Origin of the sequence: Pseudomonas sp. TMW22080 (genome assembly GCF_022496745.1) — a bacterium.
Taxonomy (GTDB): domain Bacteria; phylum Pseudomonadota; class Gammaproteobacteria; order Pseudomonadales; family Pseudomonadaceae; genus Aquipseudomonas; species Aquipseudomonas bubulae.
This window is the reverse complement of sequence record NZ_SCFF01000003.1, coordinates 183035-208473: the sequence shown is the minus strand read 5'-3', so window position 1 is coordinate 208473 and position 25439 is coordinate 183035. Positions and strand designations below refer to the sequence as shown.

24 protein-coding genes are annotated in these 25439 nt (G+C 58.7%); 11 read left to right on the top strand and 13 right to left on the bottom strand.

What is annotated here, in order from left to right; all coding sequences use genetic code 11:
• Nucleotides 1-32 precede the first annotated feature (32 nt).
• From EQV96_RS11235 to metG, 4 genes are all read right to left on the bottom strand, one after another.
• Nucleotides 33-215, bottom strand: a complete 183-nt coding sequence (locus tag EQV96_RS11235) for a hypothetical protein (RefSeq protein WP_016779702.1) — start codon at nucleotides 213-215, stop codon at nucleotides 33-35.
• Nucleotides 216-321: 106 nt separating this feature from the next.
• On the bottom strand, nucleotides 322-960 hold the full coding sequence (gene nth / locus EQV96_RS11230; RefSeq protein ID WP_095002960.1) for an endonuclease III: 639 nt from the start codon (nucleotides 958-960) through the stop codon (nucleotides 322-324).
• Nucleotides 961-1018: 58 nt separating this feature from the next.
• On the bottom strand, nucleotides 1019-2011 hold the full coding sequence (gene rsxB, locus EQV96_RS11225; RefSeq protein ID WP_240882030.1) for an electron transport complex subunit RsxB: 993 nt from the start codon (nucleotides 2009-2011) through the stop codon (nucleotides 1019-1021).
• Nucleotides 2012-2215: 204 nt separating this feature from the next.
• A complete protein-coding gene (gene metG, locus EQV96_RS11220) occupies nucleotides 2216-4267 on the bottom strand; it encodes a methionine--tRNA ligase (RefSeq protein ID WP_095019461.1) in 2052 nt (683 codons plus the stop codon).
• 181 nt (nucleotides 4268-4448) lie between these two features.
• Here metG and apbC point away from each other — a divergent pair, with 181 nt between their 5' ends.
• A complete protein-coding gene (gene apbC, locus EQV96_RS11215) occupies nucleotides 4449-5543 on the top strand; it encodes an iron-sulfur cluster carrier protein ApbC (RefSeq protein WP_095002963.1) in 1095 nt (364 codons plus the stop codon).
• Nucleotides 5544-5741: 198 nt separating this feature from the next.
• Here the strand turns inward: apbC and EQV96_RS11210 are convergent, their stop codons facing one another.
• Nucleotides 5742-5951, bottom strand: coding sequence for a cold-shock protein (locus tag EQV96_RS11210; protein ID WP_002554837.1), 210 nt, complete (start codon nucleotides 5949-5951; stop codon nucleotides 5742-5744).
• A 352-nt stretch (nucleotides 5952-6303) separates the two neighbouring features.
• Between EQV96_RS11210 and dcd the strand changes: the two genes are divergently transcribed.
• A complete protein-coding gene (dcd, locus tag EQV96_RS11205; RefSeq protein WP_016779707.1) occupies nucleotides 6304-6870 on the top strand; it encodes a dCTP deaminase in 567 nt (188 codons plus the stop codon).
• 93 nt (nucleotides 6871-6963) lie between these two features.
• A complete protein-coding gene (locus EQV96_RS11200; RefSeq protein WP_095002964.1) occupies nucleotides 6964-7170 on the top strand; it encodes a hypothetical protein in 207 nt (68 codons plus the stop codon).
• Nucleotides 7171-7182: 12 nt separating this feature from the next.
• Here EQV96_RS11200 and EQV96_RS11195 read toward each other — a convergent pair whose 3' ends face one another.
• From EQV96_RS11195 to EQV96_RS11165, 7 genes are all read right to left on the bottom strand, one after another.
• The gene (locus tag EQV96_RS11195; RefSeq protein ID WP_095002965.1) at nucleotides 7183-8304 is read right to left on the bottom strand and encodes a succinylglutamate desuccinylase/aspartoacylase family protein; all 1122 of its coding nucleotides are present in this window, start codon (nucleotides 8302-8304) and stop codon (nucleotides 7183-7185) included.
• Nucleotides 8305-8469: 165 nt separating this feature from the next.
• On the bottom strand, nucleotides 8470-10932 hold the full coding sequence (locus EQV96_RS11190; protein WP_240882029.1) for a penicillin acylase family protein: 2463 nt from the start codon (nucleotides 10930-10932) through the stop codon (nucleotides 8470-8472).
• 80 nt (nucleotides 10933-11012) lie between these two features.
• The gene (locus EQV96_RS11185; protein WP_095002967.1) at nucleotides 11013-11654 is read right to left on the bottom strand and encodes a glutathione binding-like protein; all 642 of its coding nucleotides are present in this window, start codon (nucleotides 11652-11654) and stop codon (nucleotides 11013-11015) included.
• A gap of 202 nt (nucleotides 11655-11856) precedes the next feature.
• Nucleotides 11857-12066 (bottom strand): SEC-C metal-binding domain-containing protein, encoded by a 210-nt coding sequence (locus tag EQV96_RS11180; protein ID WP_086795965.1) that lies wholly within the window; start codon nucleotides 12064-12066, stop codon nucleotides 11857-11859.
• Between the two features lie 7 nt (nucleotides 12067-12073).
• Nucleotides 12074-12559, bottom strand: coding sequence for an LEA type 2 family protein (locus EQV96_RS11175; RefSeq protein WP_095002968.1), 486 nt, complete (start codon nucleotides 12557-12559; stop codon nucleotides 12074-12076).
• A gap of 22 nt (nucleotides 12560-12581) precedes the next feature.
• On the bottom strand, nucleotides 12582-13058 hold the full coding sequence (locus tag EQV96_RS11170) for a YchJ family protein (RefSeq protein WP_095002969.1): 477 nt from the start codon (nucleotides 13056-13058) through the stop codon (nucleotides 12582-12584).
• A 4-nt stretch (nucleotides 13059-13062) separates the two neighbouring features.
• Complete coding sequence (locus tag EQV96_RS11165) at nucleotides 13063-13560, bottom strand: DUF6231 family protein (RefSeq protein ID WP_095019457.1); 498 nt, start codon at nucleotides 13558-13560, stop codon at nucleotides 13063-13065.
• A 157-nt stretch (nucleotides 13561-13717) separates the two neighbouring features.
• Between EQV96_RS11165 and EQV96_RS11160 the strand changes: the two genes are divergently transcribed.
• The 3 genes from EQV96_RS11160 (at nucleotide 13718) to EQV96_RS11150 (ending at nucleotide 15566) form a co-directional block, all read left to right on the top strand.
• On the top strand, nucleotides 13718-14410 hold the full coding sequence (locus EQV96_RS11160) for an OmpA family protein (RefSeq protein WP_095002971.1): 693 nt from the start codon (nucleotides 13718-13720) through the stop codon (nucleotides 14408-14410).
• A gap of 126 nt (nucleotides 14411-14536) precedes the next feature.
• A complete protein-coding gene (locus EQV96_RS11155) occupies nucleotides 14537-14815 on the top strand; it encodes a DUF1145 domain-containing protein (RefSeq protein ID WP_095002972.1) in 279 nt (92 codons plus the stop codon).
• Nucleotides 14808-15566: a hypothetical protein gene (locus tag EQV96_RS11150; RefSeq protein WP_095002973.1), complete on the top strand. Its 759-nt coding sequence runs from the start codon at nucleotides 14808-14810 to the stop codon at nucleotides 15564-15566. Before EQV96_RS11155 ends, EQV96_RS11150 begins: the two co-directional genes overlap by 8 nt.
• A gap of 743 nt (nucleotides 15567-16309) precedes the next feature.
• Here EQV96_RS11150 and EQV96_RS11145 read toward each other — a convergent pair.
• The gene (locus EQV96_RS11145; RefSeq protein ID WP_095019454.1) at nucleotides 16310-16774 is read right to left on the bottom strand and encodes a CopD family protein; all 465 of its coding nucleotides are present in this window, start codon (nucleotides 16772-16774) and stop codon (nucleotides 16310-16312) included.
• 98 nt (nucleotides 16775-16872) lie between these two features.
• On the opposite strand from EQV96_RS11145, the gene dinG reads away from it, so the two are divergent.
• The 5 genes from dinG to EQV96_RS11120 all read left to right on the top strand — a co-directional run bounded on the left by dinG (nucleotide 16873) and on the right by EQV96_RS11120 (nucleotide 25439).
• Nucleotides 16873-19017 carry an ATP-dependent DNA helicase DinG gene (gene dinG, locus EQV96_RS11140; RefSeq protein WP_095002975.1) on the top strand — a complete coding sequence of 715 codons (2145 nt, stop codon included), beginning with the start codon at nucleotides 16873-16875 and terminating at the stop codon, nucleotides 19015-19017.
• 95 nt (nucleotides 19018-19112) lie between these two features.
• On the top strand, nucleotides 19113-21464 hold the full coding sequence (locus EQV96_RS11135) for a beta-galactosidase (protein ID WP_240882028.1): 2352 nt from the start codon (nucleotides 19113-19115) through the stop codon (nucleotides 21462-21464).
• A 113-nt stretch (nucleotides 21465-21577) separates the two neighbouring features.
• Entirely contained in the window at nucleotides 21578-22723 is a 1146-nt protein-coding gene (locus tag EQV96_RS11130; protein WP_095027022.1) for a serine hydrolase domain-containing protein, read from the top strand.
• A 341-nt stretch (nucleotides 22724-23064) separates the two neighbouring features.
• Complete coding sequence (locus EQV96_RS11125; protein ID WP_095002978.1) at nucleotides 23065-24210, top strand: serine hydrolase domain-containing protein; 1146 nt, start codon at nucleotides 23065-23067, stop codon at nucleotides 24208-24210.
• A 110-nt stretch (nucleotides 24211-24320) separates the two neighbouring features.
• Nucleotides 24321-25439, top strand: coding sequence for an OmpA family protein (locus EQV96_RS11120; protein WP_095032386.1), 1119 nt, complete (start codon nucleotides 24321-24323; stop codon nucleotides 25437-25439).

Here is a 25439-nt window from a genome sequence, read left to right as displayed (position 1 = left end):
AACAGGAGGCTTTTGATGCCGTATCTCCGGGATTACAGGTCGTATCCATAATCTTCCAGCTCTTTTCTGAGCCGTTTTTCTTCCAGCAGTGCGTCAATGGTGCGGCGTTTGGCCAGATTGGTTTTAGCGACCTCGACAACAGGCTCTACGACTTCGTCCGAATCGACGACTGCGAAATCTTCCTCTACTTCCAGTTCTTCTTTGCCAGTGCTCATTCAATTCACTCCAGGCTAAGACAGCTAATGGCGCCCCTTATAGCGATAATCGCTCGTTGGGTAAAAAAGATTTTCTCAATCGATCAGCCCATAGAACGCCTATCACTCAATCATCAGAGGTTTTTTCCTTGAAATCGCACAGGTCTTCTATGCGACAACTGCCGCACCGAGGCTTGCGCGCCTGGCACACGTAGCGCCCGTGCAGGATAAGCCAGTGATGGGCGTCCAGCAGGTAGGGTTTTGGTACGTACTTCATGAGGTTTTTTTCGACCTCCACCACGTTTTTGCCAGGGGCAATACCGGTTCGGTTGCTGACCCTGAAAATATGGGTGTCTACAGCCATTGTCAGTTGCCGGAAAGCTGTATTGAGCACAACGTTTGCCGTTTTACGACCTACCCCGGGCAGTGCTTCAAGCTCTTCTCGGGTCTGTGGGACCTGGCTGCCATGGCGCTCAATCAATAAACGGCAGGTTTCGATCACGTTCTTGGCCTTGCTGTTATACAGGCCAATGGTCTTGATGTAGTGCGACAGTCCTTCCACTCCCAGAGCGTAGATGGCTTCTGGTGTGTTGGCGACCGGAAACAGTTTGGCCATTGCCTTGTTAACGCTGACGTCAGTGGCCTGTGCAGACAGGATCACGGCGATAAGCAGTTCAAAAGGCGATGAATAGGCCAGTTCGGTTTTAGGTTCAGGGTTGTCTTCGTGAAACCGGCGAAATATTTCAAGGCGCTTTACGGCGTTCATGGTTAAAAACGTTCCTGAAGAGCAGTCCGATAAACGGTGGGGCGCTTATATGGTTTTTTCAAGTCTTGCCCGGATCCAGCGCATTGAGTGCGGATTCTGCCTGAGTGACAGCGTCAGCCAAAAGTGTCAGCTCGGTGCCGGACATCTCTTGGCCCATGGCTTTTTTAAGTTCGGCGCGGCGCATGGCCAGCTGGATTTTTGCCCGTTTGAGTTCGGCAGTATTGGCTATCGGTGCGGGTGTGGCGGCCAGGGGCATTGACTCCAGTTGAGCCAGTGCCTGCTGCGCGGATTCAAACTGCTGTTGCAGAATAACCAGCTGAGATTGCTGCTGTGCGGTTGGCGGATGCCCGAAGGCCTTCAACGATTTGTTCAATTGCGCGCGGGCCATGGCCAGAGTGACCTTGGCTTTTTTAAGTGCGGCGTCATTGAGGCTGCCTGATGCTGCCCCGGGGAAATCCGTTTGCGTGCCGCTGAGGGTTGCTGCAGGCGGGCGCTGGGCACGGGCAAGGCGTTCAGCTTGCCTGTGCAGCTCTTCGTGGCGCAGGCGTTCGTCGCGCGACTCGAAGCGCTTGCGGGCATGCTCGCGTTTCTGGTTACGGGCGTTGAACTGCTCTTCATTCTGAGCGAGGCCGCCGACAATCGGGATGACATTGGCAGGCAGCGGGTGCATTTCGATGCAGTCCACCGGGCATGGCGCAACGCAGAGATCGCAACCGGTGCATTCATCGATAATCACGCTGTGCATCAGTTTGGCGGCGCCAAGAATGGCATCGATCGGGCAGGCCTGAATGCATTTGGTGCAGCCGATGCATTCGGCTTCGCGAATATAGGCCACTTGCGGTGGGGCCTGGCCGCGATCGGTATCCAGTTGCAGTACGGGAACCCTGAGCAAGCTGGCCAGTGCAGCAATGGTTTCGGCACCGCCAGGCGGGCACTTGTTGATTGCCTCGCCTTGAGCAATACCTTGCGCATAAGGTTTGCAGCCAGGATGGCCGCATTTCCCGCATTGAGTTTGCGGCAGTAAAGCATCAATACGTTGAATCAGGCTCATGGTGTGATCAGTCCAGCTACAGCGGGTCGCATCTGGGCGACGCTCAACATGCGCAGAGATAAATAGGGGCGTGACGGTCAAGCGTGGGTGCAAGATCGTTCAGCTCGGTAAAGACGGCTGATTATCCGGCATGACGGGAGGGGCGGCTACTGATGAACAGCGTCTGGTGGCCTGCAGGCCACCAGACGGTGCAAAGGGGCAGTGTTACTTGATGCGCTGACCTGGCTTGGCGCCGCTGTCCGGGCTGAGCAGGTAAATTTCTTCACCGCCAGGGCCGGCAGCCATCACCATGCCTTCAGATATGCCAAAGCGCATTTTGCGTGGCTTCAGGTTGGCGATCATCATGGTCAGACGACCTTCAAGCTCGGCCGGGTTCGGGTAGGCGCTCTTGATTCCCGAAAACACGTTGCGTTGCTCGTCGCCAATATCCAGGGTCAGGCGCAGCAGCTTGTCGGCACCTTCAACCGCTTCGGCCTTGAGAATCAGCGCGACGCGCAAGTCCACGGCAGCGAAGGTATCGAACTCGATTTCTGCGGCCAGCGGCTCCTTGACCAGTTCGCCGTTGCCCTGTGGTGCAGCGCTGCCGGTGTCGGTCTGGCTGGCGACCAGGTCTTCTTTCGAAGCATCGGTCATGGCCTGGACCTTGACCGGGTCGATACGGGTCAGCAATGGCTTGAATGCGTTCAATTGGTGGTTGGCCAGCAACACCTGGTGATCGTTCCAGGTCAGGGGGTCGACATTCAGGAATGCCTCTGCATCGGCAGCCAGTACTGGCAGGACCGGCTTGAGGAAGATGATCAGCTGGCGGAAGAGGTTGATGCCCAGTGCGCAGACCGCCTGAACTTCAGCTTGCTTGCCTTCAACTTTGGCCATTGCCCAAGGAGCCTTGTCAGCGATCCAGGCGTTGGCACGGTCGGCCAACGCCATGATTTCACGCATGGCACGGGCGAAGTCACGGGCTTCATAGGCCTCGGCAATGCTTGGTGCGGCGGCCAGGAACGCTTCGGTCAGTTCGGGAGCAGCATTGCCCTCTACCATCACACCGGCGTTACCCTTGTGAATAAAGCCTGCACAACGACTGGCGATATTGACCACTTTGCCGACAAGGTCCGAGTTGACCTTCTGTACGAAGTCTTCCAGGTTCAGGTCCAGGTCATCAACCCCGCGACCCAGCTTGGAGGCGTAGTAGTAGCGCAGGTATTCCGGTGCCAGGTGGTCCAGGTAGGTGCGGGCCTTGATAAAGGTGCCGCGGGATTTGGACATCTTCTGGCCGTTGACGGTCAGGTAACCGTGAACGTTGATGGCAGTAGGCTTGCGATAGCCTGCGCCTTCGAGCATGGCTGGCCAGAACAGGGCGTGGAAGTTAACGATGTCCTTGCCGATAAAATGGTACAGCTCGGCGGTGGAGTCCTTGGCCCAGTACGCGTCGAAGTCCAGATCCGGACGGCGGGCGCAGAGGTTCTTGAAACTGGCCATGTAGCCGATTGGTGCGTCCAGCCATACATAGAAGTACTTGCCTGGCGCGTCCGGGATCTCGAAGCCGAAGTACGGCGCATCGCGGGAGATATCCCACTGTTGCAGGCCGGTATCCAGCCATTCGGCGATCTTGTTGGCTACAGCATCCTGCAGGGCGCCGCTGCGGGTCCAGCTTTTGAGCATGGCATCGAAGTCGGGCAGCTTGAAGAAGAAGTGCTCGGAATCCTTGAGCACCGGAGTGGCGCCGGAGATGGCGGACTTGGGATTCTTCAGATCGGTTGGCGCGTAGGTGGCGCCGCATTTTTCGCAGTTGTCGCCGTACTGATCGTCAGTGCCGCATTTAGGGCAGGTGCCCTTGATGAAGCGGTCGGCCAGGAACATTTTCTTTTCCGGGTCGAAGTACTGGGTGATCGAGCGGGTAGCGATATGCCCGGCTTCGCGCAGCTTGATGTAGATCGCACTCGACAGCTCACGGTTTTCTTCGGCGTGGGTCGAGTGGAAGTTGTCGAAATCGACGAGGAACTCGGCAAAGTCGGCGCTGTGTTCAGCCTGGACGTTGGCGATCAGTTGCTCGGGGGTGATGCCTTCTTTCTCGGCGCGCAACATGATGGCCGAGCCGTGGGCATCGTCTGCGCAGACATAAGTGCACTGATTGCCGCGAAGTTTCTGGAAGCGCACCCACATATCAGTCTGGATGTACTCAAGCATATGGCCAAGGTGAATTGAACCATTGGCATAGGGCAGGGCGCTGGTGACTAAGATATTGCGTGGCTCGGACATGGGGCTCGGCTACTTGATGAGACGGTGGTCGGCCACTATAAAGCGCCGGGCAATATATTTCACCCCGTGCTGGCGTATCTGATCGTTTGTGCTGTTTTTGTGCGGTTCAAAAGCCTGCTGCCGGTGGTTTATTACAGGTACGATAGCGGCCTGTTTTACTCAGTCTTTACGGGAGTTGCCCATGAGCGCAGTTAATCGCGCAGCGGTGGAGGCCGTCCTTCGCCAATACACCGACCCTTATCTGAATCAGGATCCGGTCAGTGCCGGATGCATCCGCAACATAGAGGTTCAGGGTGAGCGCGTCAGTGTTCAGCTTGAACTGGGTTATGCCGCCGGTCTGTTCAAGGGTGGCTGGGCGCAGATCCTGCAAACCGCCATCGAAAACATGGATGGCGTGACCTCGGCCAAGGTCGAGATCAACTGCGTGATTGCGGCGCACAAGGCGCAGGCGCAAATCCCGGGCCTGGCCAATGTGAAGAACATTGTGGCCGTGGCTTCCGGCAAGGGCGGTGTCGGCAAGTCCACCACCGCAGCCAACCTGGCACTGGCGCTGGCCCGTGAAGGTGCGCGGGTGGGGATTCTGGACGCGGATATTTATGGTCCGAGCCAGGGCGTGATGTTTGGCATCGCTGAAGGTACGCGGCCGAAGATTCGTGATCAGAAGTGGTTCGTGCCCATCGAAGCCCATGGCGTTGAAGTCATGTCGATGGCCTTTTTGACTGACGACAACACGCCGATGGTGTGGCGCGGTCCGATGGTGTCGGGTGCGTTGCTGCAGCTGGTGACACAAACGGCCTGGAATGACCTTGATTACCTGGTCATTGATATGCCACCGGGTACCGGCGATATCCAGCTGACCCTGGCACAGAAAGTCCCGGTGACCGGGTCGGTGATTGTGACCACGCCGCAGGATCTGGCTTTGCTGGATGCACGCAAGGGTGTCGAGATGTTCCGCAAGGTCAACATTCCGGTGCTGGGTGTTGTGGAGAACATGGCGGTACACATTTGCTCGAACTGTGGTCACGCAGAGCATCTGTTCGGTGAGGGTGGGGGGGAGAAGCTGGCAACGCAATATGGCGTTGAGGTGCTGGCCTCGCTGCCGCTGTCGATGGAAATCCGCGAGCAGGCCGACAATGGCAAGCCAACAGCGGTGGCTGACCCCAACAGCCCGGTTGCCTTGATCTATCAGGAGCTGGCCCGACAGGTGGGCGCGCGTATTGTCCTGCATGAAGCGGCTTCGCAGGCTATGCCGACCATTACGACCACTGACGACTGAATTGCGATGAAATACCTGTAGTCGCTGACGAGGTACGAGGCTGCGATAAGGCCCCCAGGGCCTTCAGAAATTGGGGCCGCTATGCAGCCCATCGCCGCCTCGTGCCTCTTCAGCGACTACAAAATCGTGCCTGGGTTTATTACGGGCATAAAAAAACCCCGCTTTTAAGGGCGGGGTTTTTTACTGGATCAGTACAAGTTAGATAACTTGAACTTCCTCAGCTTGCATGCCTTTCTGACCGCGAGTAGCGATGAAAGAAACCTGTTGGCCTTCTTTCAGGCTTTTGAAGCCGTCGGATTGGATTGCTTTGAAGTGAACAAACAGGTCGTCACCGGATTGTGGAGTGATGAAGCCGAAGCCTTTTTCATCGTTGAACCACTTAACGGTACCAGTTTGGCGATTAGACATGGTGTAACTCCTTGAACAAAGATAACTGCGACGCAGGAAAAGCCCTGGCCGAGACTGAGTGCAAAGAGCAGGAAAAATTCTTGGAGATGGTTGGATCGAAATTCAACATATCGTGTAGAGATTCTCAGTGACACAAGCAACACAGTGGCGCCACCTTAACGCTTTTTTCCGAACGTGCAAAGGGTCTTTGCGAAGGATTATCCAAAAACGTGACTGACGGTTGCCCTCACACCCTGTATTCAGGGGATCTCAAGCTAATTTCGATATTTTTTCCCCAGATTTTTGAACAGGGCCTTGGGGGGCGGTAAGATGCCCAACAGAATTTTCTACCTCGCTATTCAGGACACCCGCCATGAGCATCAAACCAGACAAGTGGATTCGCCGCATGGCGCAAGAGCACGGCATGATCGAACCTTTCGTCGAGCGTCAGGTGCGTGAAGAAGGCGAGAACCGTCTGATCTCCTACGGCGTTTCGAGCTACGGCTATGACGTTCGTTGCGCAAACGAGTTCAAGGTCTTCACCAATATCAACTCGGCGACCGTTGATCCAAAAAATTTCGACGCGGGCAGCTTTGTCGATGTCACCAGCGACGTTTGCATCATCCCGCCAAACTCCTTCGCCCTGGCACGCACCGTTGAGTACTTCCGTATTCCGCGCAATGTGCTGACCATCTGCCTGGGTAAAAGTACCTACGCGCGTTGCGGCATCATCGTTAACGTGACGCCACTTGAGCCCGAGTGGGAAGGTCATGTGACCCTGGAGTTTTCCAACACCACGACATTGCCGGCCAAGATCTACGCCAATGAAGGCGTGGCACAAATGCTGTTCTTCGAATCTGACGAAGAGTGTGAAGTGTCGTACAAGGACCGTGGCGGCAAGTATCAGGGCCAGCGCGGCGTGACCTTGCCTCGCACCTGACGAACAGAGGGAATTCTTGAGCGCAAATGCACTCTATTGAGTGTATTTCCGGTTACGCATCCAGCGAGCCGGATCATCGCTCAGGAGTGCCTTATGAAGATTGATCCGAGTATCCGCGCCCAACTGGCAAACCTCGAGCCCAATCAGGTCGGGCTGCTGGCCTGGTCTCTGCTGGCCTTTCCACAGCTGCATGCAGGTGGCATCCCCGGCCAGCCTGACCCGGACAGCCCGCAACCGATCGAGCCCGAACCAGGCGTGCCAACGCTGCCTGACGAGCCTCCGCCTGCGCCGGTTGCCTGATCCGGTAGTGGCTCAAGGCGATAGCAGATAACCGCTACGATAGGCTTCGCGGCCTGCCACGTGGGCAATCACCATGCCTGCGGTGGCCATTCGCCGCTGAGAGCGGGCATACAGTAAACCTGCGCTGGCGCAGTAAACCGGTGTGAGCTTGTCGCTGATGGGGTCAATGATCTCGGCAATCAACTGGCCAGCGCACAGATACTCCCCCGGCCTGGCATTGAACACCAGCAGCCCGCCTGCCGGTGTTGCCACGGGCTCTACGCCGGCCAAAGGGGTGGCGGGGTAGAGAAGGGGTGGCAAAGGCACGGATTCTCCGTCAATCGCGCCAAAATCGATCAGATAATCAATCAGCGCCTGGCAGTCGTGCCCTGCATGGCTGTGGTTCACATCTGCCAGGCCGCGTAATTCCAGGGTTACGGAAAAGCTGCCCTGGGGAATCGCATAGCAATGACCGAAACGCTGCTGTAGTTGCCACCACAGCAGGGTGAAGCACTCATCGAACGACAACCCGCCGGAGTCCGTTGCCAGCAGGCTGGCTTGAGCGCCGAGGTGGCGCGCCAGCGGTTCGACCTGCGGCCAGGCTTCAGGCGTGGTGTACAGGTGGGGTACGGCCTCATAGTCGCAGTGCAGGTCCAGCACCATATCGGCATCGCAGGCCAGCGTTTGCAGGGTCAGGCGCTGGGAGTGCAACTGCGTTGTCGGCACTTGCGCTGACAGCAGTTCGCGCAAGCGACGGCGGATTAACTGCAGGTTCTGTGCGGGATCATCGCTGAGCTGGCCTTCAAGCTCATCACCAATCTGCGTGCTCAGGTCCAGGAAGTTACGATTGAAGTTCTGCCCGCTTTGCAGCTCGTAACGCCCCAGCGGGATATCCATCAAGACCTGCTCAAGGCCAGCCGGGTTGGCCACTGGTACCACGACTATCTCAAAGAGCAACCGTCCCGCCACCTCAAGCTCTGCAAGGCGCTGCTTGAGGTGCCAGGCGACCAGCATCCCGGGCAATTCATCCGCGTGCAGTGAGGCCTGGATATAGATCTTGCCTCGGGGCTGGGCAGGCCCGTAATGAAAACTGTGAATAAGCCGTTCAGTGCCCGGGACAGGTGCCAGCAAAGGATGAATTTGATGTCGCTGCATGGAGACGTCCTTGTGAGCCAAGTTCAGATGGCCAGACAGTAGCGCTGTGCCAGTCGCCCCAATCGAAGCATATTATGGGCGACATACAAATGAAAAATTGCACCTTTTACTCAGCATATGCCCTCTCCCGGCTTTGTGCATGAGAGGGCAGGCTGTGGCTCTCGGTTACTTGCCCGGAACCAGGTTCAGACGGGTCTTGCCGTAGGTCTTGTCGAAGTTCTGCGGCTGCATCGGGAAGCTGATGTACTGCCCTTTGAGCCACGGATCGATACCGTCGGTGTAGTGCGGGCTGGCCGGGTTACTCGATTGCCCGGTGCTGTTTTGCGCCATCATCGGTTCGACCTGGCCGAAGTCGATGATCATGCGCATGGCCGGTATCTGCGTCACCTCGAAGTTTGCGCCCGCGAGGTGGTAGGCCGCCGTATTGAGGGTCGTATGATCGCCGCCTGCCATAACGGGGGCGCGAACAGTCTGGCCGTTGGCATTGCGCCATACGTACTGATGCAGCTTGCCCCACTGCCATGCTTTGTGATCGTTGCCCATCAGGCTGTCACCGATGCTGATCGCCCCGGCCAGGCTGCGGGCCAGAATGGCCGGTTTGTCTTCTTTTTGCGTGGTGCGGCTATCGTCCCAGAAAGGACTGTCTTCGCGGCCCAGCAAGTGATCGGCTACCGCCGGGTAAGACAGGTTGCTATTGGCCACAAATGCCTGCCAGCTGGCGCTGTTCTCGGGGCCCAGTTCATCCAGGAAGATCTGCCGGGTGCTTTCCTGCAAAAACAGTTCGTACACTGCCGCATCGGCCGAGTTGGCGCCGAGCTTGCCGTCAAATGCCATCAGCCGGCCAAGAGCTTCACGGGCTTTGGCCTGTTCTGGCGCGGGCAATGCCGCGATCGCCTGTTTCAGAGGCTGTGCCATGCCGGGGGCGCTGAACATGGTTTTCAGCTTGGCTGCGAACAGCGTGGTCTGGTCGTACTGCATGGCTATCATGCTGCGGGCGTCCTGTTTGCCACTGCCTGCCAGTTGCGCAAGGCGTTCGCTGCGCTCAGGTGACAGCCACGAGTTGGACAGTTGCATGCCGTAGCCATAGGCGGCCGTACGCTGGTTGGCGGTACCCAGCCAGCCCTGGGTCGGGTCCTGGTCGTAGGGGTGCAGCATCGGGTCGGCGTAACCTTCCCAATCGTAGCGGCCATCCCAGCCCGGCGACGGGAACAGGCCAAGCCCTTCACGGCGGTTGGGGTAGAGCCCGGTCACTTGCCAGCCGATATGGTTGGCGTCGGCATACAGCAGGTTCAGCGCCACAGCGCGGATTTCACGGCTGGCATCCGAGGCTTTTTCGCTGTTCTGGGCACGGGACAGGTCAAAAAATGCGTCGAGGGTTTTGTCGCCCTGCAAGTCCGGGGTTTGCAGGGCAAGGCCCAGGCTACTGTTCAGGGCATTGGGGCTGCCCAGGGTGCTGTTGAGCAAAGGCCCGTGGCGGGTTTCGTAAATTACTTCGCGAATCGGACGCTGACCTTTGACGAAAAAGGTTTCGTTGCGCACCGTCGCCGGTAGCCACTTGCCGTTCGCCATGTAGTACAGGCTGCTGCCCTGGCGTTTGAGCTTCTCCAGGAACACATCCTGGTTGTCGCCCATGGCCATGCTCATACCCCATGCCACCTTGCCGTTGAACCCGGCAAACAGGGTCGGCAAGCCCGCAATGGTTGCCCCGGCAGCCTGGTATTTGGGGGCGCGAATCTGCACGTAGTTCCAGGCCGAAGGCACGCCTATGGGTTGATGGATATCGTTGGCCAGCAGGCTCTTGCCACTGCGGCTGCGCTGCGGGCCAATGGCCCAGTCGCTGGATGCCGTGACACCTGGCAGGCTCAGTTGCTTCACCTGTTCAAGGGCCTGGGACACGCCGCTCAAGCCTTGCAACTGGCTGCCCAGAGCCAGGCCCTTGAGCTTGTCGGCTTCGCTGCTGGGCAGGGCTTCGTTGGGATAGGTTGGCATCAGCCAGGGCAGTTTGTCGGTGCCGACTTTTTGCGTAAGGGCCAGGGCGTTGAGTTCTTCTTGCAGGTTGACCGACATGCCGAAGTTCAACAGGCTGAAAATCAGCGCCGAGTCCTCGGGTTTCCAGTACTCGACCTTGTAGCTGGCCTGCGCCAGATCGGCCGGCAATTTGTCGCGGTAGCGGAACAGGTAGGCGTTGACTCCGCGAGCGTAGACTTCGAAAAACTTTTTAAGTCGCGGTGAGGCGCTTTTATAAAGCTCGTCAGCGTTCTTTTTCAGATTGACGGTGCGCATCAACCGGTCGCTTTCCAGTGCATCAACGCCGTTGAGCTCGGCCAAGCGGCCTTGGGCCAGCAAGCGCAAACGCACCATCTGGCTGATTCGGTCACCGGCATGCACATAACCCAGGGTGAACAGGGCGTCATGGAAGCTGCTGCTTTCGATCAGCGGCATGCCCTGGATGTTGCGGCGTACCGACACGTTCTGCGCAAGGCCCTTGAGCGGTTGCACGCCAGAGGCTGGCACCAGGCTTTCAGTGGCATGGTTGTTTATCTGGCAACCGGCCAGGCCCAGCAGGCTGACCATTGCCGCGGCAACGCCGAACCGGGGTAGTAAAGAAGTAAAGGCTGGCGAGGCCATGGCAAAGCTCCTGCGGGGGTGGTGTCATCGAAAGCCGCTACGTTAGTGAGGCCGATGACACCGTGCAAGCGCTATATGCACTACTTCGGCGGGTTGATTTTATCCACCAGTGCGTAGGCACGTTCTGTAGCCGGGCGCGCCTTGACTCGCTGGAACCAGGCCTTCAGGGCCGGGAAATCATCCAGGTTCTGCCCCTGCCATTCATGGGGCACGATCCACGGGTAAATCGCCATGTCGGCGATGCTGTATTCGTCACCCGCAACAAACTCGCGGCCTTCCAGCTGTTTGTTCAATACGCGATACAAACGGGCCGTCTCTTCGGTGTAGCGTTTGATTGCATACGGGATTTTTTCCGGTGCGAAGCGGTTGAAGTGATGATTTTGCCCGGCCATTGGCCCCAGGCCACCCATTTGCCAGAACAGCCATTGCAGGGCCATTTGCCGGCCGCGCAGATCCTTTGGCAAAAATTGCCCGGTTTTTTCCGCGAGGTACAGCAGGATCGCGCCGGACTCGAACAAGGACAGTGGCTCGCCACCGTCGGCCGGTGCCTGATCAACAATGGCCGGGATGCGGTTATTCGGGGCTATCTTCAAAAAGTCCGGAGCAAACTGTTCATTCTTGCCGATATTGATCGGATGAACCTTGTAGGGCAGGCCAGCTTCTTCAAGAAACAATGAGACTTTGTGGCCGTTGGGAGTGGTCCAGTAATAAAGATCGATCATGAAGGGCTCCAGAAGGGAATGTTCACCCAGCACCTGACGACCATCAGAGGCGGTCATCGACTGTGGGCTGTCAGTTTTACCCCCAAAAGCGCGTCGGATGAAAGCAGGTCATGGTTTGTGACGCACTTTTTCATAAAGCAAAAACACAAACGCCGCACAGGACACTGGATCCTGTGCGGCGTTTGCAAAGCGTCCCGAGGGATCAGGCGCCGTGGCACTTCTTGAATTTCTTGCTGCTGCCGCACGGGCAGGGATCGTTGCGGCCAACGTCTTTCAGCTCGTTGCGCACAGGCTCTTGAGGTGCATGGCCGCAATGCGGGCCATGTACATGACCGTGATCGTGGTCATGGGTGTGGCCATGATCATGATCGTGGTTGCAGTCGGGGCCATGAACGTGGGGTTGTTGGGTCATTGCTCAATCACTCTGGAATAAAATCGCCGGGGATTATCTCGCCTTTGCGCGTCAGGTGCACGTCGTAACCGTAGAACAGCCCGGTTTGCAGTGTGCCCTCGAGTCGGTAGGGGATGGGCTGGTCGGGTGTTTCAAGCAAATTGACCAGCGGGCGCACCTGCGGCCAGAGGTTGGTACGCACCGGTATCACGTACATGGCGCTGCTGTTGGGTTGCACGCTGAACCAGTGTTCGTTCTCACCTTCGGTCAGCTTGATGGTGCCCAGATACACGGCATAGCTCAGGCCGCGTACGGTCAGTGTCGAGTCATTGGGGTTGTCGACCCGAAAATGCAGCCTGAAGCGCTGCTCCAGCAGCTTGGCCTGCACCAGTTCGACTTTTTCCAGATGCACGTCCGGGTCCTTGTCGCCTGAGTCGAACCAGGAGGTGCATCCCGATACCATCAGCAGCATGGCCAGGGCGATTGTTTTTATTGTTCGGGCCCGCACGTCCATTGTTTAACCCTCAGAGTCCAGCCTATTGACCGAAAAAACCGGCACAGCATTTTTTGAACTTCAGCCCGCTGGCGCATGGGCAAGCGTCGTTGCGCCCGACCTTGAGCGGTACGGTGGGGTCGATGAAGTACCAGCGCCCGGCGCTTTGCACAAAGGATGAGCGCTCGCGGTGGCTGTGCTCACCATTGGCGTCGTGCCAGCGTGCAGTAAAGGTCACAAAGGCGTGTTCCGGTTGGCCGCCGAACACTTCGCTGCTTTCAACGGTCAAGCCCAGCCAGGTGCTCTGCGCGCTCCAGTCGGCAATGGACTGGCGATCCAGCCCGGCTTGCTGCACAGGCAGGGTGGTGCTGACCAGGTAGTCGACAAGCCCCAATACATAGGCGCTGTAGCGTGAGCGCATCAGGGTTTCGGCGCTCGGGGCCGGGTGGCCGTCATGATAGTGTCCGCAGCAGGCTTCCAGCAGGTTGCCGCTGCCGCAGGGGCAAATGGATGTGCTCATCGGGTTACCACCAATACTTGCCAAAGTTTTCCGGGTTTGCCCAAAACCTGGCGTTTAGCCAGTCGGGTACTTGTTTGTATTCGCGCAAGTCGTAAGTAAAGAGCGTCAGGACTTGCTCGTCACGCTGAAACCTCTCATTGCTTTGTAAAGCAAGGGCGTAAAAGTCGGTTTCTTTCCAATTGCAGGCTGTGAGATCCGCCAGCACGGCAATGCGACTGGCATTGAGGTTGCGAATGCCGCCCAGCAATTGCAGCCCGCTGTTTTTGGGCAGGTGCTCCAGGCAGTCGATCACCAGTGCCAGGTCAAAGCGTTGCGCTGCCAGGTCTTCGGGCAACGGGCCAGGCGCTGCTCGGGCCACCTGCGCGCCGGGGTGCGCAGCCTCGAAGGCGGCCAGTGCCGGGAAACTGCTGGCCCCGACCACGAGCAGGCGTTGTGGCGCATAACGATCCAGCAAGGCCGCCAGCGCTTGCTGGGGTGTACGTGTAGAAATACCGGGCGTCATCGAAGGTCCTCACTTAGAGCGTCCAAGACTAGCCTGCGCAAGCCGCGCGGCCTAGTGGGCTGTTGCCGCTACTGTCACTTTGCTGGCGCATACCCTGAGCGCAGTCTTTACTTTGCCTTGCATCGGCCAAACGCCGACCCTCAGGAGAGACCCTTTTATGAGCATCATAAGAACAGCAGTACCTCTGGTTGTTCTCACCGGCGTATTAACGGGCTGTGCCGGGTTGCAAAAAACTGACTGGCCCACCTGTGCTGCAGTCGGCGGTGTGGGCGGGGCGGCCTTGGGTGCAATAAAAAGCTCGGCCTGGGCGGGGGGTGGTGCCGTATTCGGTGCGGGCATGGCCGCGGCTTACTGTTGGGTACACGGTGACGGCGATGCGGATGGCGACGGTGTTCCGGACAGTCGCGACAAGTGCCCTGATACGCCCCAAGGCGTGAAAGTCGATGCTGCGGGCTGCCCGATTGTGGCCGTGGTGGTGGTTGAAGAAGTGGTGGTCGTCAAGCAAGAGGCTATTGTAGTACGTGATGTGAATTTCGAATTCAACTCTGCCCGGTTGACTGCGGCGGACAAGGAAAAGCTCAATATCATAGCCGCGCGCCTGAAAAAAGACGCCGCCAACGCCCAGTTGAAGGTCACAGGGTATACCGACAGTGTGGGCAATGAGGCCTACAACCTGAAACTGTCCAAGGCACGGGCGCAGTCGGTGGTTGAGTACTTGATCGACAGCGGTGTACCGCGCAGCCAGTTTGTTTCCGTGGAGGGAGCCGGTGAGTCGAACCCTGTGGCCAGCAATCAGACCCCTGAGGGCCGCGCCCAAAACAGACGTACCGAGATTCTGATCATTCGTTAACCCTTGGTATCGCCGCGGTTTTGCCCGGGCCAGTCGAAGTTGCGGCGAATCTTTTTATGACGGTCTATGGCGTCCTGCTTGTACAAGCCGTTAATGTGCGACAAAGAACATGCTAAAGGCGGATGTATGAGGGTGCTTTGGGGGCTGGGTAAAGCATTGACACTGATAGTTTGGGCCTTGGTGCTGAGTAATCTGTACCAGCCCTTGGTCTACCCGTTCGATGTGCTGATCAACCTTGTTGGCAGCCTGTTGGTGCTGACCCATGTGCTTGAGGTGCTCTTGTTCAAAGGTCGCCTGCAAGGCCGCCGCCATCCCTGGCGTGATCGCCTGTTGATTCTTGTGTTTGGAGTTTTTCACGCACATACCCTTCCTGCCTCCCGCGAACGAGATGCCAGCCATGCGTAAGTTATGTTTGTTGGCTGCCTTGTGCAGCCCTTTTGCTCAGGCCGAGGTCGTCTCGGTCGAGGCCAACTCGATGATGCGCCTGCCCGCTAACGTCAGTGTATTGCGCCTGGAAAAGCTCGATGTTGCTGACTACGGGACGTTATTGATTCCAGCGGGGATCACCCAGGTCGATATCGACCAACTGCAGCTGGGTCGTGAAGCACGCATCACTATCGTTCCTGCCGAGCACGGCATCGCGCTGCGGGTGGCGCGTGCCGAACTGGGCGAGGGCAGCCAGATCAATGCCCGTGGCGCCACCGGTACTTTTGAAAAGCCTGCGCGGCCAGCCCGGGACCTGAGCCTGCGAATTGAGTCATTGCAAGCGCCGCAACTGTCCATTGATGCCCGTGGCGGTACGGGAGCGCCGGGTTTTGCCGGGCTTGATGGCGGTAATGGCGAAGAGCCAGGCTGTACTTGGGGCGCGGCGGGCTCCGGAGCCAATGGCGACAATGGAGGTAACGGGCAACCGGGTGCGGCCGGCGGGCAGGTGCGGGTTGAGCTGCCGCGTGACTACCCGGCTGAACAGGTCCGTGTGCGGGTTGACGGCGGTACGGGCGGTAAGCCCGGCGAGGCCGGACGGGCTGGCGCAGGCGGCAAAGCCAAGGGCTGTGTGGTGTATCGCACCGATGGCGGCAAGTCCGGCAAGCCGGGCCTGGCCGGGCAGCCGGGGGAAGCGGGTACGGCAGGTGCTGTGACTATCCAGCGGTTGTAACCTGTGCACGGCACGCAATATCCGCTGAGGCGCTAAGCGCAGATTGCGCAACACATTCACTCCAAACAGGCCGGCCGGTCGGCCGCCTCGAGGGCGCTGTGCTTTTGATCTGCCTGCCCTCCCGGGAGGGCGAGTGGAGGTTCTGTGGAGTGGGTCGACCGGCATGGATGCCGGGAGAGTCGCGATGGGCCAGGATGGCCCGTGGCGGCGTGCCCACGGAACAGGACCGGAGCGAGTGAACCTGAGCGCAGCGAAGGCCGTACGATGGGGCGCAAGCGCTTTGGTTACTTTGCCGCTTTTGCAAAGTGACTCGCTGTAAGAGCGAAACCAATATTTCAGTTAGACGCAAATGCCGGATATGTAACCGGTGGATCAGTTGATTTGCGGCACAGCTACGTATAAATAAACGACGTGCCTGTCGCCAATCAGGCGCGTGCTGCTTCAGTGCGTTACCAGCGTGTCCAGCAACTTGTCGACATAACCCTTGGCCAGCTTTGCAGCGATGGGCCGAGACTATTCCCCGATTTTAAGCGGCGCAAGCGAACGGGATTTTCTAGGAAGTTTCACGGAAACGAAAGCGAAACGTCGTACGAAACGCCTGATATTAAAGGCCAAATGCCTTGCTGTCGTCGTCGCAAACACTGCAAACACGAACCCTCTGATACCCCGTAATTAAATGGTTGTACGACTGCTGCGCAGCCGGACGCCGCCTCGTTCCTTCGGCAGCTACACCCATCCGGCTTTTAAAAAGTCGGCCGAGCCGCCGCAATTGCCACCAACACCAGCCCCACAATCAGATTGCACCCCACCAGCCGGCGAATTTTCCCCATTACCGCTGCCCCGTCAGCCCAAGCCTGGGCTTCGACGGCCTTGCGCAACTCAGGCAACTGCAGCGATTGAATGCGGATAAACAACGCCACCATCACGATGTACAAGCCCATCATGATCTGCACATAGCGCGGCGCCGTTTCAAAACCGTTGAAGCGCATTTGCAGAAGACCTACACCGCTTATCGGCAAAATCACCACTGCGATCCACACCCATACAAAAAAACGTTGGAACACTTCTACCCACAGCTTTAACCGTACCGGGCCTTCAAGGGCCGTGACAGCCGCCGGGCGCAGGATCATCCAGGCGAAAAACATGCCGCCCACCCAGATCAGGGCGGCCAGTACATGCAGGCTGTAGGCGAGGGCAAAGGCGGTCATTGGGGTACTCCGTTCGGCGCGGGATGAATTAGCGGGGTATGATAGCGGTCATTCGAACCACTGAAAATTTATCCAGCGTTTCTTGCGCCCGAAGAACCATGATTAGTACCGAACTCAAAACTCAGATCCAGGGCGCTTACTCGCGTTTTCTCGAATCCAAGAGCCTCAAGCCGCGTTACGGTCAGCGTCTGATGATCGCTGAAGTGGCCAAGGTGCTGGGCGATATCGACACCGACGAAGAAAACCACCGCAGTGGCGACCCGGCTGTGGTCGCCGTAGAAGCGGGCACCGGTACCGGCAAAACCGTGGCTTACTGCCTGGCTGCCATTCCTGTGGCCAAGGCCGCGGGCAAGCGCCTGGTGGTTGCCACGGCAACGGTCGCCCTGCAGGAGCAGATCGTCTACAAGGACCTCCCGGACCTGATGCGCAACAGCGGGCTGAACTTCAGCTTTGCCCTGGCCAAGGGCCGTGGCCGCTATATGTGCCTGTCCAAGCTCGACATGCTGCTGCAAGAGGGCCACGCGCAAACCGCGACGGCGCAGCTGTTCGAGGAAGAAGGCTTCAAGATCGAAGTCGATGAGGCCAGCCAGAAGCTGTTCACCAGCATGATCGAAAAGCTGGCCGGCAATAAGTGGGACGGCGACCGCGACAGCTGGCCCCAGGCCCTTGAAGACCAGGACTGGGCGCGCCTGACCACCGATCACAGCCAGTGCACCAACCGTCATTGCCCCAACTTCGGCCAGTGCGCTTTCTACAAGGCCCGGGAAGGCATGAGCAAGGTGGACGTGATCGTCACCAACCACGACATGGTGCTCGCCGACCTCGCGTTGGGGGGTGGCGCGGTATTGCCTGACCCCCGTGACACGGTCTATGTGTTTGACGAAGGCCATCACCTGCCGGACAAGGCCATTGGCCATTTTGCCCACTACACCCGTTTGCGCTCCACCGCCGACTGGCTGGAGCAAACCGCCAAGAACCTTACCAAACTGTTGGCCCAACACCCGTTGCCCGGCGACCTGGGCCGTTTGCTGGAGCAAGTGCCGGAGCTGGCCAAAGAAATCAAGGCCCAGCAACAGTTCATGTTCACTGCCTGCGAGCAGATCGCCGACTTTAAAGTCGGCGAAGAGCCCGAGGGTCGCGAGCGTCCGCGCCATCGCTTTATTGGCGGCCTGATTCCCGATCACATGCGTGAAATGGGCATCGAGTTGAAAAAAGGATTCTCGCGTCTGACCGACCTGTTCACTCGTCTGACCGAGATTCTCAAGGACGGTATGGATGGCGAGGTCAATATCGGCATCACCAGCAACCAGGCCGAGGAATGGTACCCGCTGTTTGGCAGCCTGCTGTCCCGGGCCCAGGGCAACTGGGAGCTGTGGACCGCCTTTACTGTCGAAGACCCTGAAGACAACCCGCCCATGGCGCGCTGGCTGACCCTGGCGGAAAGCGGTTCGCTGTTTGATATCGAGGTCAACGCCAGCCCCATCCTGGCCGCCGAGATGCTGCGTCGCAACCTGTGGAACGTGGCCTATGGGGTACTCGTGACCTCCGCCACCCTGACAGCACTGGGCACCTTCGACCGTTTCCGCATGCGTGCCGGCCTGCCCAAAACAGCCGTGACGGCGGTGGTGCCCAGCCCTTTCCATCATGCTGATGCCGGTGTGTTGCGAGTGCCTGACCTCAAAGCCGACCCCCGTGACGCTACGGCTCATACGGCGGCGATCATTCGTGACTTGCCCGCGCTGGTCGAAGGCTCGCGGGGCACGCTGGTGCTGTTTTCATCACGCAAGCAGATGCAGGACGTATTCGACGGCCTGGAGCGCGACTGGCGCAAGCAAGTGTTTATCCAGGGTAACCTGTCCAAACAGGAAACCCTCAACAAGCACAAGGCGCGGGTCGATGGCGGGGACTCCAGTGTGTTGTTTGGCCTGGCCAGTTTTGCCGAAGGCGTGGATTTGCCTGGTGCCTACTGCGAGCACGTGGTGATCGCCAAAATACCGTTTTCGGTACCCGATGATCCGGTCGAAGCGGCCCTGGCCGAGTGGATCGAGGCCCGGGGTGGCAACCCCTTCATGGAGATATCCGTGCCTGATGCCTCGCTCAAGCTGGTTCAGGCTTGCGGGCGTTTGCTGCGTACCGAACAGGATCGCGGCACCATCACCTTGCTGGACCGGCGCCTGGTCACCCAGCGCTATGGCAAGGCGATTCTGAATGCACTGCCGCCGTTCAGGCGCGAAATTTCTTAAGCGCGGGTCGGCGTTATCGTCGACTTTGCTGTCTATGCTTTGACTTTCACCACCTCACAGGCCGATTTTCGGCCGTTTGGGAGAACCAGATCCATATGATTCGCCGTTCGCTGTCTGCTGTTTTTGCGTTGCTGGTCACGACTCCGCTGTTGGCGGCGCCTGCTGGCCAACAAACCCTGTTCAATTTCGTTCGCCCTGCCGATGTGGTGCAAGTGGCGACTACGGATGCGATCTTGCCGCAATACAATGCGGAGCAAACAGCCGAAGGCGAAGTGCTGCGCCGCGTCACCTTCAACCCGGCCGTCGCGCCCAGCCTGCGTTTGACTCCGCAAACCGGGGTATGGGACTGGTCGCAGTCGGGGATGATGACCCTGCGCATCCAGAACGCCATGAACTGGGCACTTACGCTGGACGTGACCGTGCAAAGCAGCAACGGCAAAACCCTGACCAGCCGTGTAGACCTGCCTGCCGGCCCGGCGCAAACCCTGTTGTTGCCGCTAAAAGCCAATTCTCCCCACAGCCAGGGCATGCGCGCCGGCCCACCGATGCCGATGACGCTGGATGGCCAGCGCATTCTGCTGGCCAGCAGCCAGGGCGAAATCGATCTGAGCCAGGTGGTGTCGGTAAGTCTGTCGATTGCGCAACCGAGCGTCGCGCAGAGCATCCTGCTGGAGCGCTTCGGCGTGCAGGACGGCACAGGCGTAATCAAGGCCGTGTACGGCGCGATCGTCGACGGCTACGGCCAGTCGACCCGCGCCAAATGGCCGGAGCGTGTTGCCAATGACGAACAGCTCAAGGGCGCCGCCGCAAAAGAACAGCAGCAACTCAAAGGCTGGCTGGCCGGGCGTGCCGACCAGGACAAGTACGGCGGCTGGCTGAAGGGCGCGGGGTTTGAGGCAACCGGGTTTTTCCGCACAGAAAAGCGCAATGGCCGCTGGAACCTGATCACCCCTGAAGGTCACCCGTTTTACTCGCTGGGCCTAAATGCCGTAACGGCCAACGACAGCCAGACCTATGTTGCCGGCCGTGAGTGGATGTTTACCGATTTGCCCCATGATGGCACTCCTCTGGCCAGTTTTTACGGCAAGGCGAACAACAACAGCGGCAACGCCTCGACCCAGGGCAGGGGCTTTGACGCCGGGCGCTGGTACAACTTTTATGCCGCCAACCTGCAGCGCATCTACGGTGAACCCTGCGTAACGGCTAAAACTGAACCGGATAGCGCACCGGTGAGCCCTTGTGCACCTCCAGCCTTTGATGCCAAGCGTTGGCAGGCCCGCACCCTGGATCGCCTGCAAGCCTGGGGCTTCAACACCATCGGCAACTGGAGCGACCCCGAACTGGGCCTCAACGATCGCGTGCCCTACACCCTGCCGCTGTCGATTGTGGGGGACTACACCAGCATCAGTACCGGCACCGACTGGTGGGGCGGCATGCCCGACCCGTTTGACCCGCGCTTTGCCATGGCCACCGAGCGCGCCGTGGCCATTGCCGCTCGCGATCATCGCGATGATCCATGGTTGATCGGTTACTTTGCCGACAACGAACTGGCCTGGGCCGGTCCGGGTAATGACCCGAAATCCCGTTATGCATTGGCCCTGGGCACTTTGCGCATGACCACGGATGTACCCGCCAAGCGGGCCTTCCTCAAGCAGCTGCGTGACAAATACCGCAACCAGCAGGGTCTTTCCAAGGCCTGGGGTATTGAAATTCCGGCCTGGGAGCTGATGGAGGACCCGGGTTTTGAAGGGCCTTTGCCCAACGCCGAGCACCCGCAAATCGAGGCGGATTATCAGTATTTCCAGAAAGTCTTTGCTGACACCTACTTCAAGACCATTTCCGACTCGCTCAAATGGCATGCTCCAAACCACTTGCTGCTCGGCGGACGGTTTGCCGTCAGTACGCCAGAGGCCGTGGCGTCCTGTGCCAAATACTGCGATGTACTGAGCTTCAACTTCTACACCCTGCAACCACAAGACGGCTATGACTTCGGCAAACTGCGCGAACTGGACAAGCCAGTAATGATCACCGAGTTCAACTTCGGCTCCCGTGACCGTGGCCCGTTCTGGGGCGGCGTCACTGAAGTGGCCAACGAAGAAGCCCGCGGCCCGGCTTACAGCAAGTTCCTCAAACAGGCGGTAGCAGAACCGTCGATTGTTGGCGTGCACTGGTTCCAGTACCTGGACCAGCCGGTGACAGGCCGCTTGCTCGACGGCGAAAACGGCCACTTTGGCATGATCGGTATCACCGATTTGCCGTTTACCGGTTTTGTCGACAGCGTGCGCAAGGCCAACCTGCAGGCCCTTGGCCAGTTGGGCCAGGAGGCCGCCAAGGCCCAGGCCGAAGCCGAAAAAGCCGTCAAGGCGCCTGTGCATGCAACCGATGATGGTAGCGGCGGGCGCTCTGGCGCGGGGCATGCAGGTGGGCACTCGGGCAAGGGGCACTGATTTTCCCTGCCCGATGGGCGGCGATGTATTTCGTCGCCCAGTAGGGGTTTCTTCCTTTTCAATTCCCACTTTAAAACTAAGGTCTTGCATTCCAACTGAATGGAGACTTCGAAATGGAAGCGAAAGGGAAGTGTGCAAGTGGGTTCGAAGCCGTTCAGGAAGCCTTTGAGGCGATCTTCGATGATCCTCAGGAGCGAGGAGCCGGTGTTTGTGTGCAGGTGGGCGGCGAAACCGTTGTCGACTTATGGGCGGGTGTGGCGGATCTGGAGGGCGACCAGCCCTGGAACCACGACACATTGGTCAACACCTATTGTTGTATCAAACCCTTCACCGCCATCGCGGCACTGATGCTGGTGGAAGAGGGCAAGCTCGAGCTGGATCAGACGGTTGCCCACTATTGGCCGGAGTTTTCCCAGGGCGGCAAGGAGCGCATCACCTTGCGCCAGGTGTTGTGCCATACCTCAGGTATCCCGGCGCTGCGTTTGCCCAGCCGCACGCCCATTATGTACGACTGGGATGCAATGGCCGAAGTCGTCGCGGCAGAACCCTTGTGGTGGGAACCGGGAACCAGTGTCGGTTATGGCGCCACCACCTATGGCTGGATCCTTGGCGAGCTGGTTCGACGGGCCGATGGTCGCGACCCCTGTACCTTTATCCACGAGCGAATCTGCGAGCCCAACGACCTTGAAGTTCATATGGGCGTTGATGCCGAGCACTTTCACCGCATTGCCTTTTTCGAGCGCGCTGAAGGGCGAACGGGTGATAACTACGCCCAGGACTTGCGTGCCGTGATGGTCAGTGAGCCTGAGCATGTCGCGACCCTTGCATTTACCAATCCCGCCATGGGATCACGGCAAACGGCTGACCCGCGCTGGTGGGCCTATCGCCATCCCGGCGTAAATGCCCACGGTACCGCCCATGGCCTGGCCGGGTTTTACAGTGCGCTGCTGGGCGGGCGCCTGGTGGGGCCTGAGCTGCTCGCAGAGTTCACCCGCGAGCACAGTAACGATATGGACCGCACGCTGCTACGGCCCATGCGTTATGGCCTGGGTTGCATGATGGAGCAGCCGGCGGACCCGGGAGCCTCCCATCGGATGGGGCCAAAGGCATTCGGGCATGTGGGGCTGGGCGGGCCAATCTCCTTTGCCGACCCTGAGCGGGAGGTGAGCTTCGGCTTTGTCACCACCACCATGGGCAGCCATGTGCTGATGGACCCGCGGGTGCAGAAGCTTGCGCCTTTGGTCTACGCCGCGCTGTAGACACACCCTAAGTAGCAGCTGCCGAAGGAACGAGGCTGCGTTCGGCGGCAAAGCCGTCGCGAAATCAGACCCTGCGGTATGTCAGTTATACCCGCAAGTCAGGTTTTACGACGGCTGCGCCGCCGGACGCAGCCTCGCTCCGCGAGTCATCTGCGACGAGATTTTTGCCATGGGTGTTTTGCCTTTTTTCACAAAAAAAACACGCCCTTGCTGATACTTTGCCCGCCGACTCAACAGCGCACAAAAATTGTGTGCTCAGAGCGCTTTGCTCTGTTTCAAAATCTTACTGGTGCTGGAACAATGCACGCCTTGTAGAGCCATGCTTGATCCAGGAGGTCCGGGTGCAGATTCAGGGTTTTCACGACCTTAACTTCGAAGCAGTACGCGAGGCGTTTGCCGATCTTTTCAATGATCCGCAAGAGCGCGGCGCGGCGTTGTGCATCCAGATCGGTGGCGAAACCGTTCTCGACCTGTGGGCAGGTACCGCTGACAAGGACGGCGAGCAGCCGTGGCACACAGACACCATTGCCAATCTGTTTTCGTGCACTAAACCTTTTACCGCTGTCACGGCGTTGCAACTGGTCGAAGAGGGCAAGCTGGAGCTGGATGTGCCAGTGGCCCGCTATTGGCCCGAGTTCGCTGCTGCCGGCAAAGAGTCCATCACGTTGCGTCAGCTCCTGAGCCATCGCGCGGGTTTGCCGGCCTTGCGCGAATTGATGCCGGCCGAGGCGCTGTATGAATGGCAAACCATGGTCGATGCACTGGCCGCCGAAACCCCCTGGTGGACGCCGGGCGAAGGGCACGGCTATGCCGCGATCACCTATGGCTGGCTGGTGGGCGAGCTGATTCGCCGCGCCGATGGCCGCAGTGCGGGCCAGTCAATCATGGCGCGGACGGCCAGGCCGCTGGGGCTGGACTTCCATGTCGGGCTGGGTGACGAAGAGTTTTACCGGGTGGCTCATGTTGCCCGCAGCAAGGGCAATATGGGGGATGCGGCTGCGCAGCGCCTGTTGAAGGCCATGATGAATGAGCCTTCATCCATGAGTACGCGGGCATTCACCAATCCACCGTCTATTATGACAAGTACCAACAAACCCGAATGGCGCCGAATGGAGCAGCCAGCGGCCAATGGGCATGGTAATGCCCGTAGCCTGGCCGGTTTTTATAGCGGTTTGCTGGACGGCAGCCTGCTTGAAGCCGAAATGCTGGAGCAACTGACCCGCGAGCACAGCGTCGGCGAGGATAAAACCTTGCGCACGCAAACCCGATTTGGGCTGGGGTGCATGCTGGATCAGCCAACCGTGCCCAACGCGACGTTTGGCCTTGGGCCAAAAGCTTTCGGTCATCCCGGGGCTGGGGGGTCGACCGGCTTTGCCGACCCGGATCGTGAGGTGGCCTTTGGATTTGTGACCAATACCCTTGGGCCCAATATATTGATGGATCCCAGGGCGCAAAAACTGGTTAGAGTACTGGCTGAGTGCCTGTAAGCAGGATTTGTAGGCCACAGGTCGGAACTCGTTAGCTTTTCTGTTTTCAATACGTTTTTTATAGTGGGCTTAGTGCCTCTTTAATTCTTAATTCATTGTGTGGATATTCAATGTCATCTAATAAGACCCTCGCTCTGGCTCTTTGCCTGGCTATTACCGGTTGCGCACAAACTCCACAGAATGACGCCGAAGGTGGCCACAAATGGTGGCAGTTGGGCTCGTCCGACCAGGCGTCGACTCCTGCGGATAAAACTGCAACTGTTGCGGCCAAGCCAGCAGACAGCAAAACAACGCCACCGGTAACCAAAACTGCCACCGCCCCAGCGGTCGCAGCCAAAGACAGCGGTTCCAGCTGGTGGCCTTTTGGCTCTGACTCGGCGAAAAAAGACACCCCGGTTGAAAAGGACAAAAAAGTAGCCGTCACCGCCGCGCCTGCCTCTGCAGCAGCCTCTTCGAAAAACTGGTGGTGGCCGTTTGATAGCGATGCCAAAGACGCCAAAACTTCGCCGGTTGGCGTGATCCCGATGCCGGATCCGAAAATTACCCAGGCCTGGCTGGACGAATATGAGCCTCGTCTGCGTACTGCAATCAAGGACACCAACCTGCAACTGGAGCGTCGCGAGAATCTGCTGATTATCGTGGCTTCAGCTGACAGTTCGTTCAAGGCCACCCGCCCGGACTTGCTGATGCCGTCCATGCTTGGCCCGTTTACCCGAGTGGCCAAAGTGGTTGAAGGCGACCCAAAAACCGCCGTGCTGGTGCTGGGGCATGCCGACTCTTCGGGCGCAATGGCGGCCAATACCCGTCTGAGCCTGGACCGTGCCAAATCGGTGGCAGCGATCTTCCGTATGAGCGGTTTGCAAGGTAACCGCCTGACCTTGCGTGGCATGGGTTCGGTGATGCCTCGCGCAGCCAACGACAGCAACGAAGGACGCGCCCTGAACCGTCGGGTTGAAATCCTGATGACCCCGCAAGCCACCATGGTTGCCCTGGTCAGCAAATACAGCCAGCCAGTCCTCACCCCGGCCGAGCTGGTTGCGGTGCAGCCAGCTGTTGCTCCTTCTGTGGCCAAAAAGAATGCAGCACCGGCCAAGAAAGGCGTCGTAGCCAAGAAGTCTGCACCGGCCAAAAAAGCGGCCAAGCCAGCGCCAGCCAAAAAGCCGGTTGTCGCTAAAGCCAAAGCTGTTGCGGACAAGAAAGTTGCCGCCAACGATCAGGCCAAGAACTGA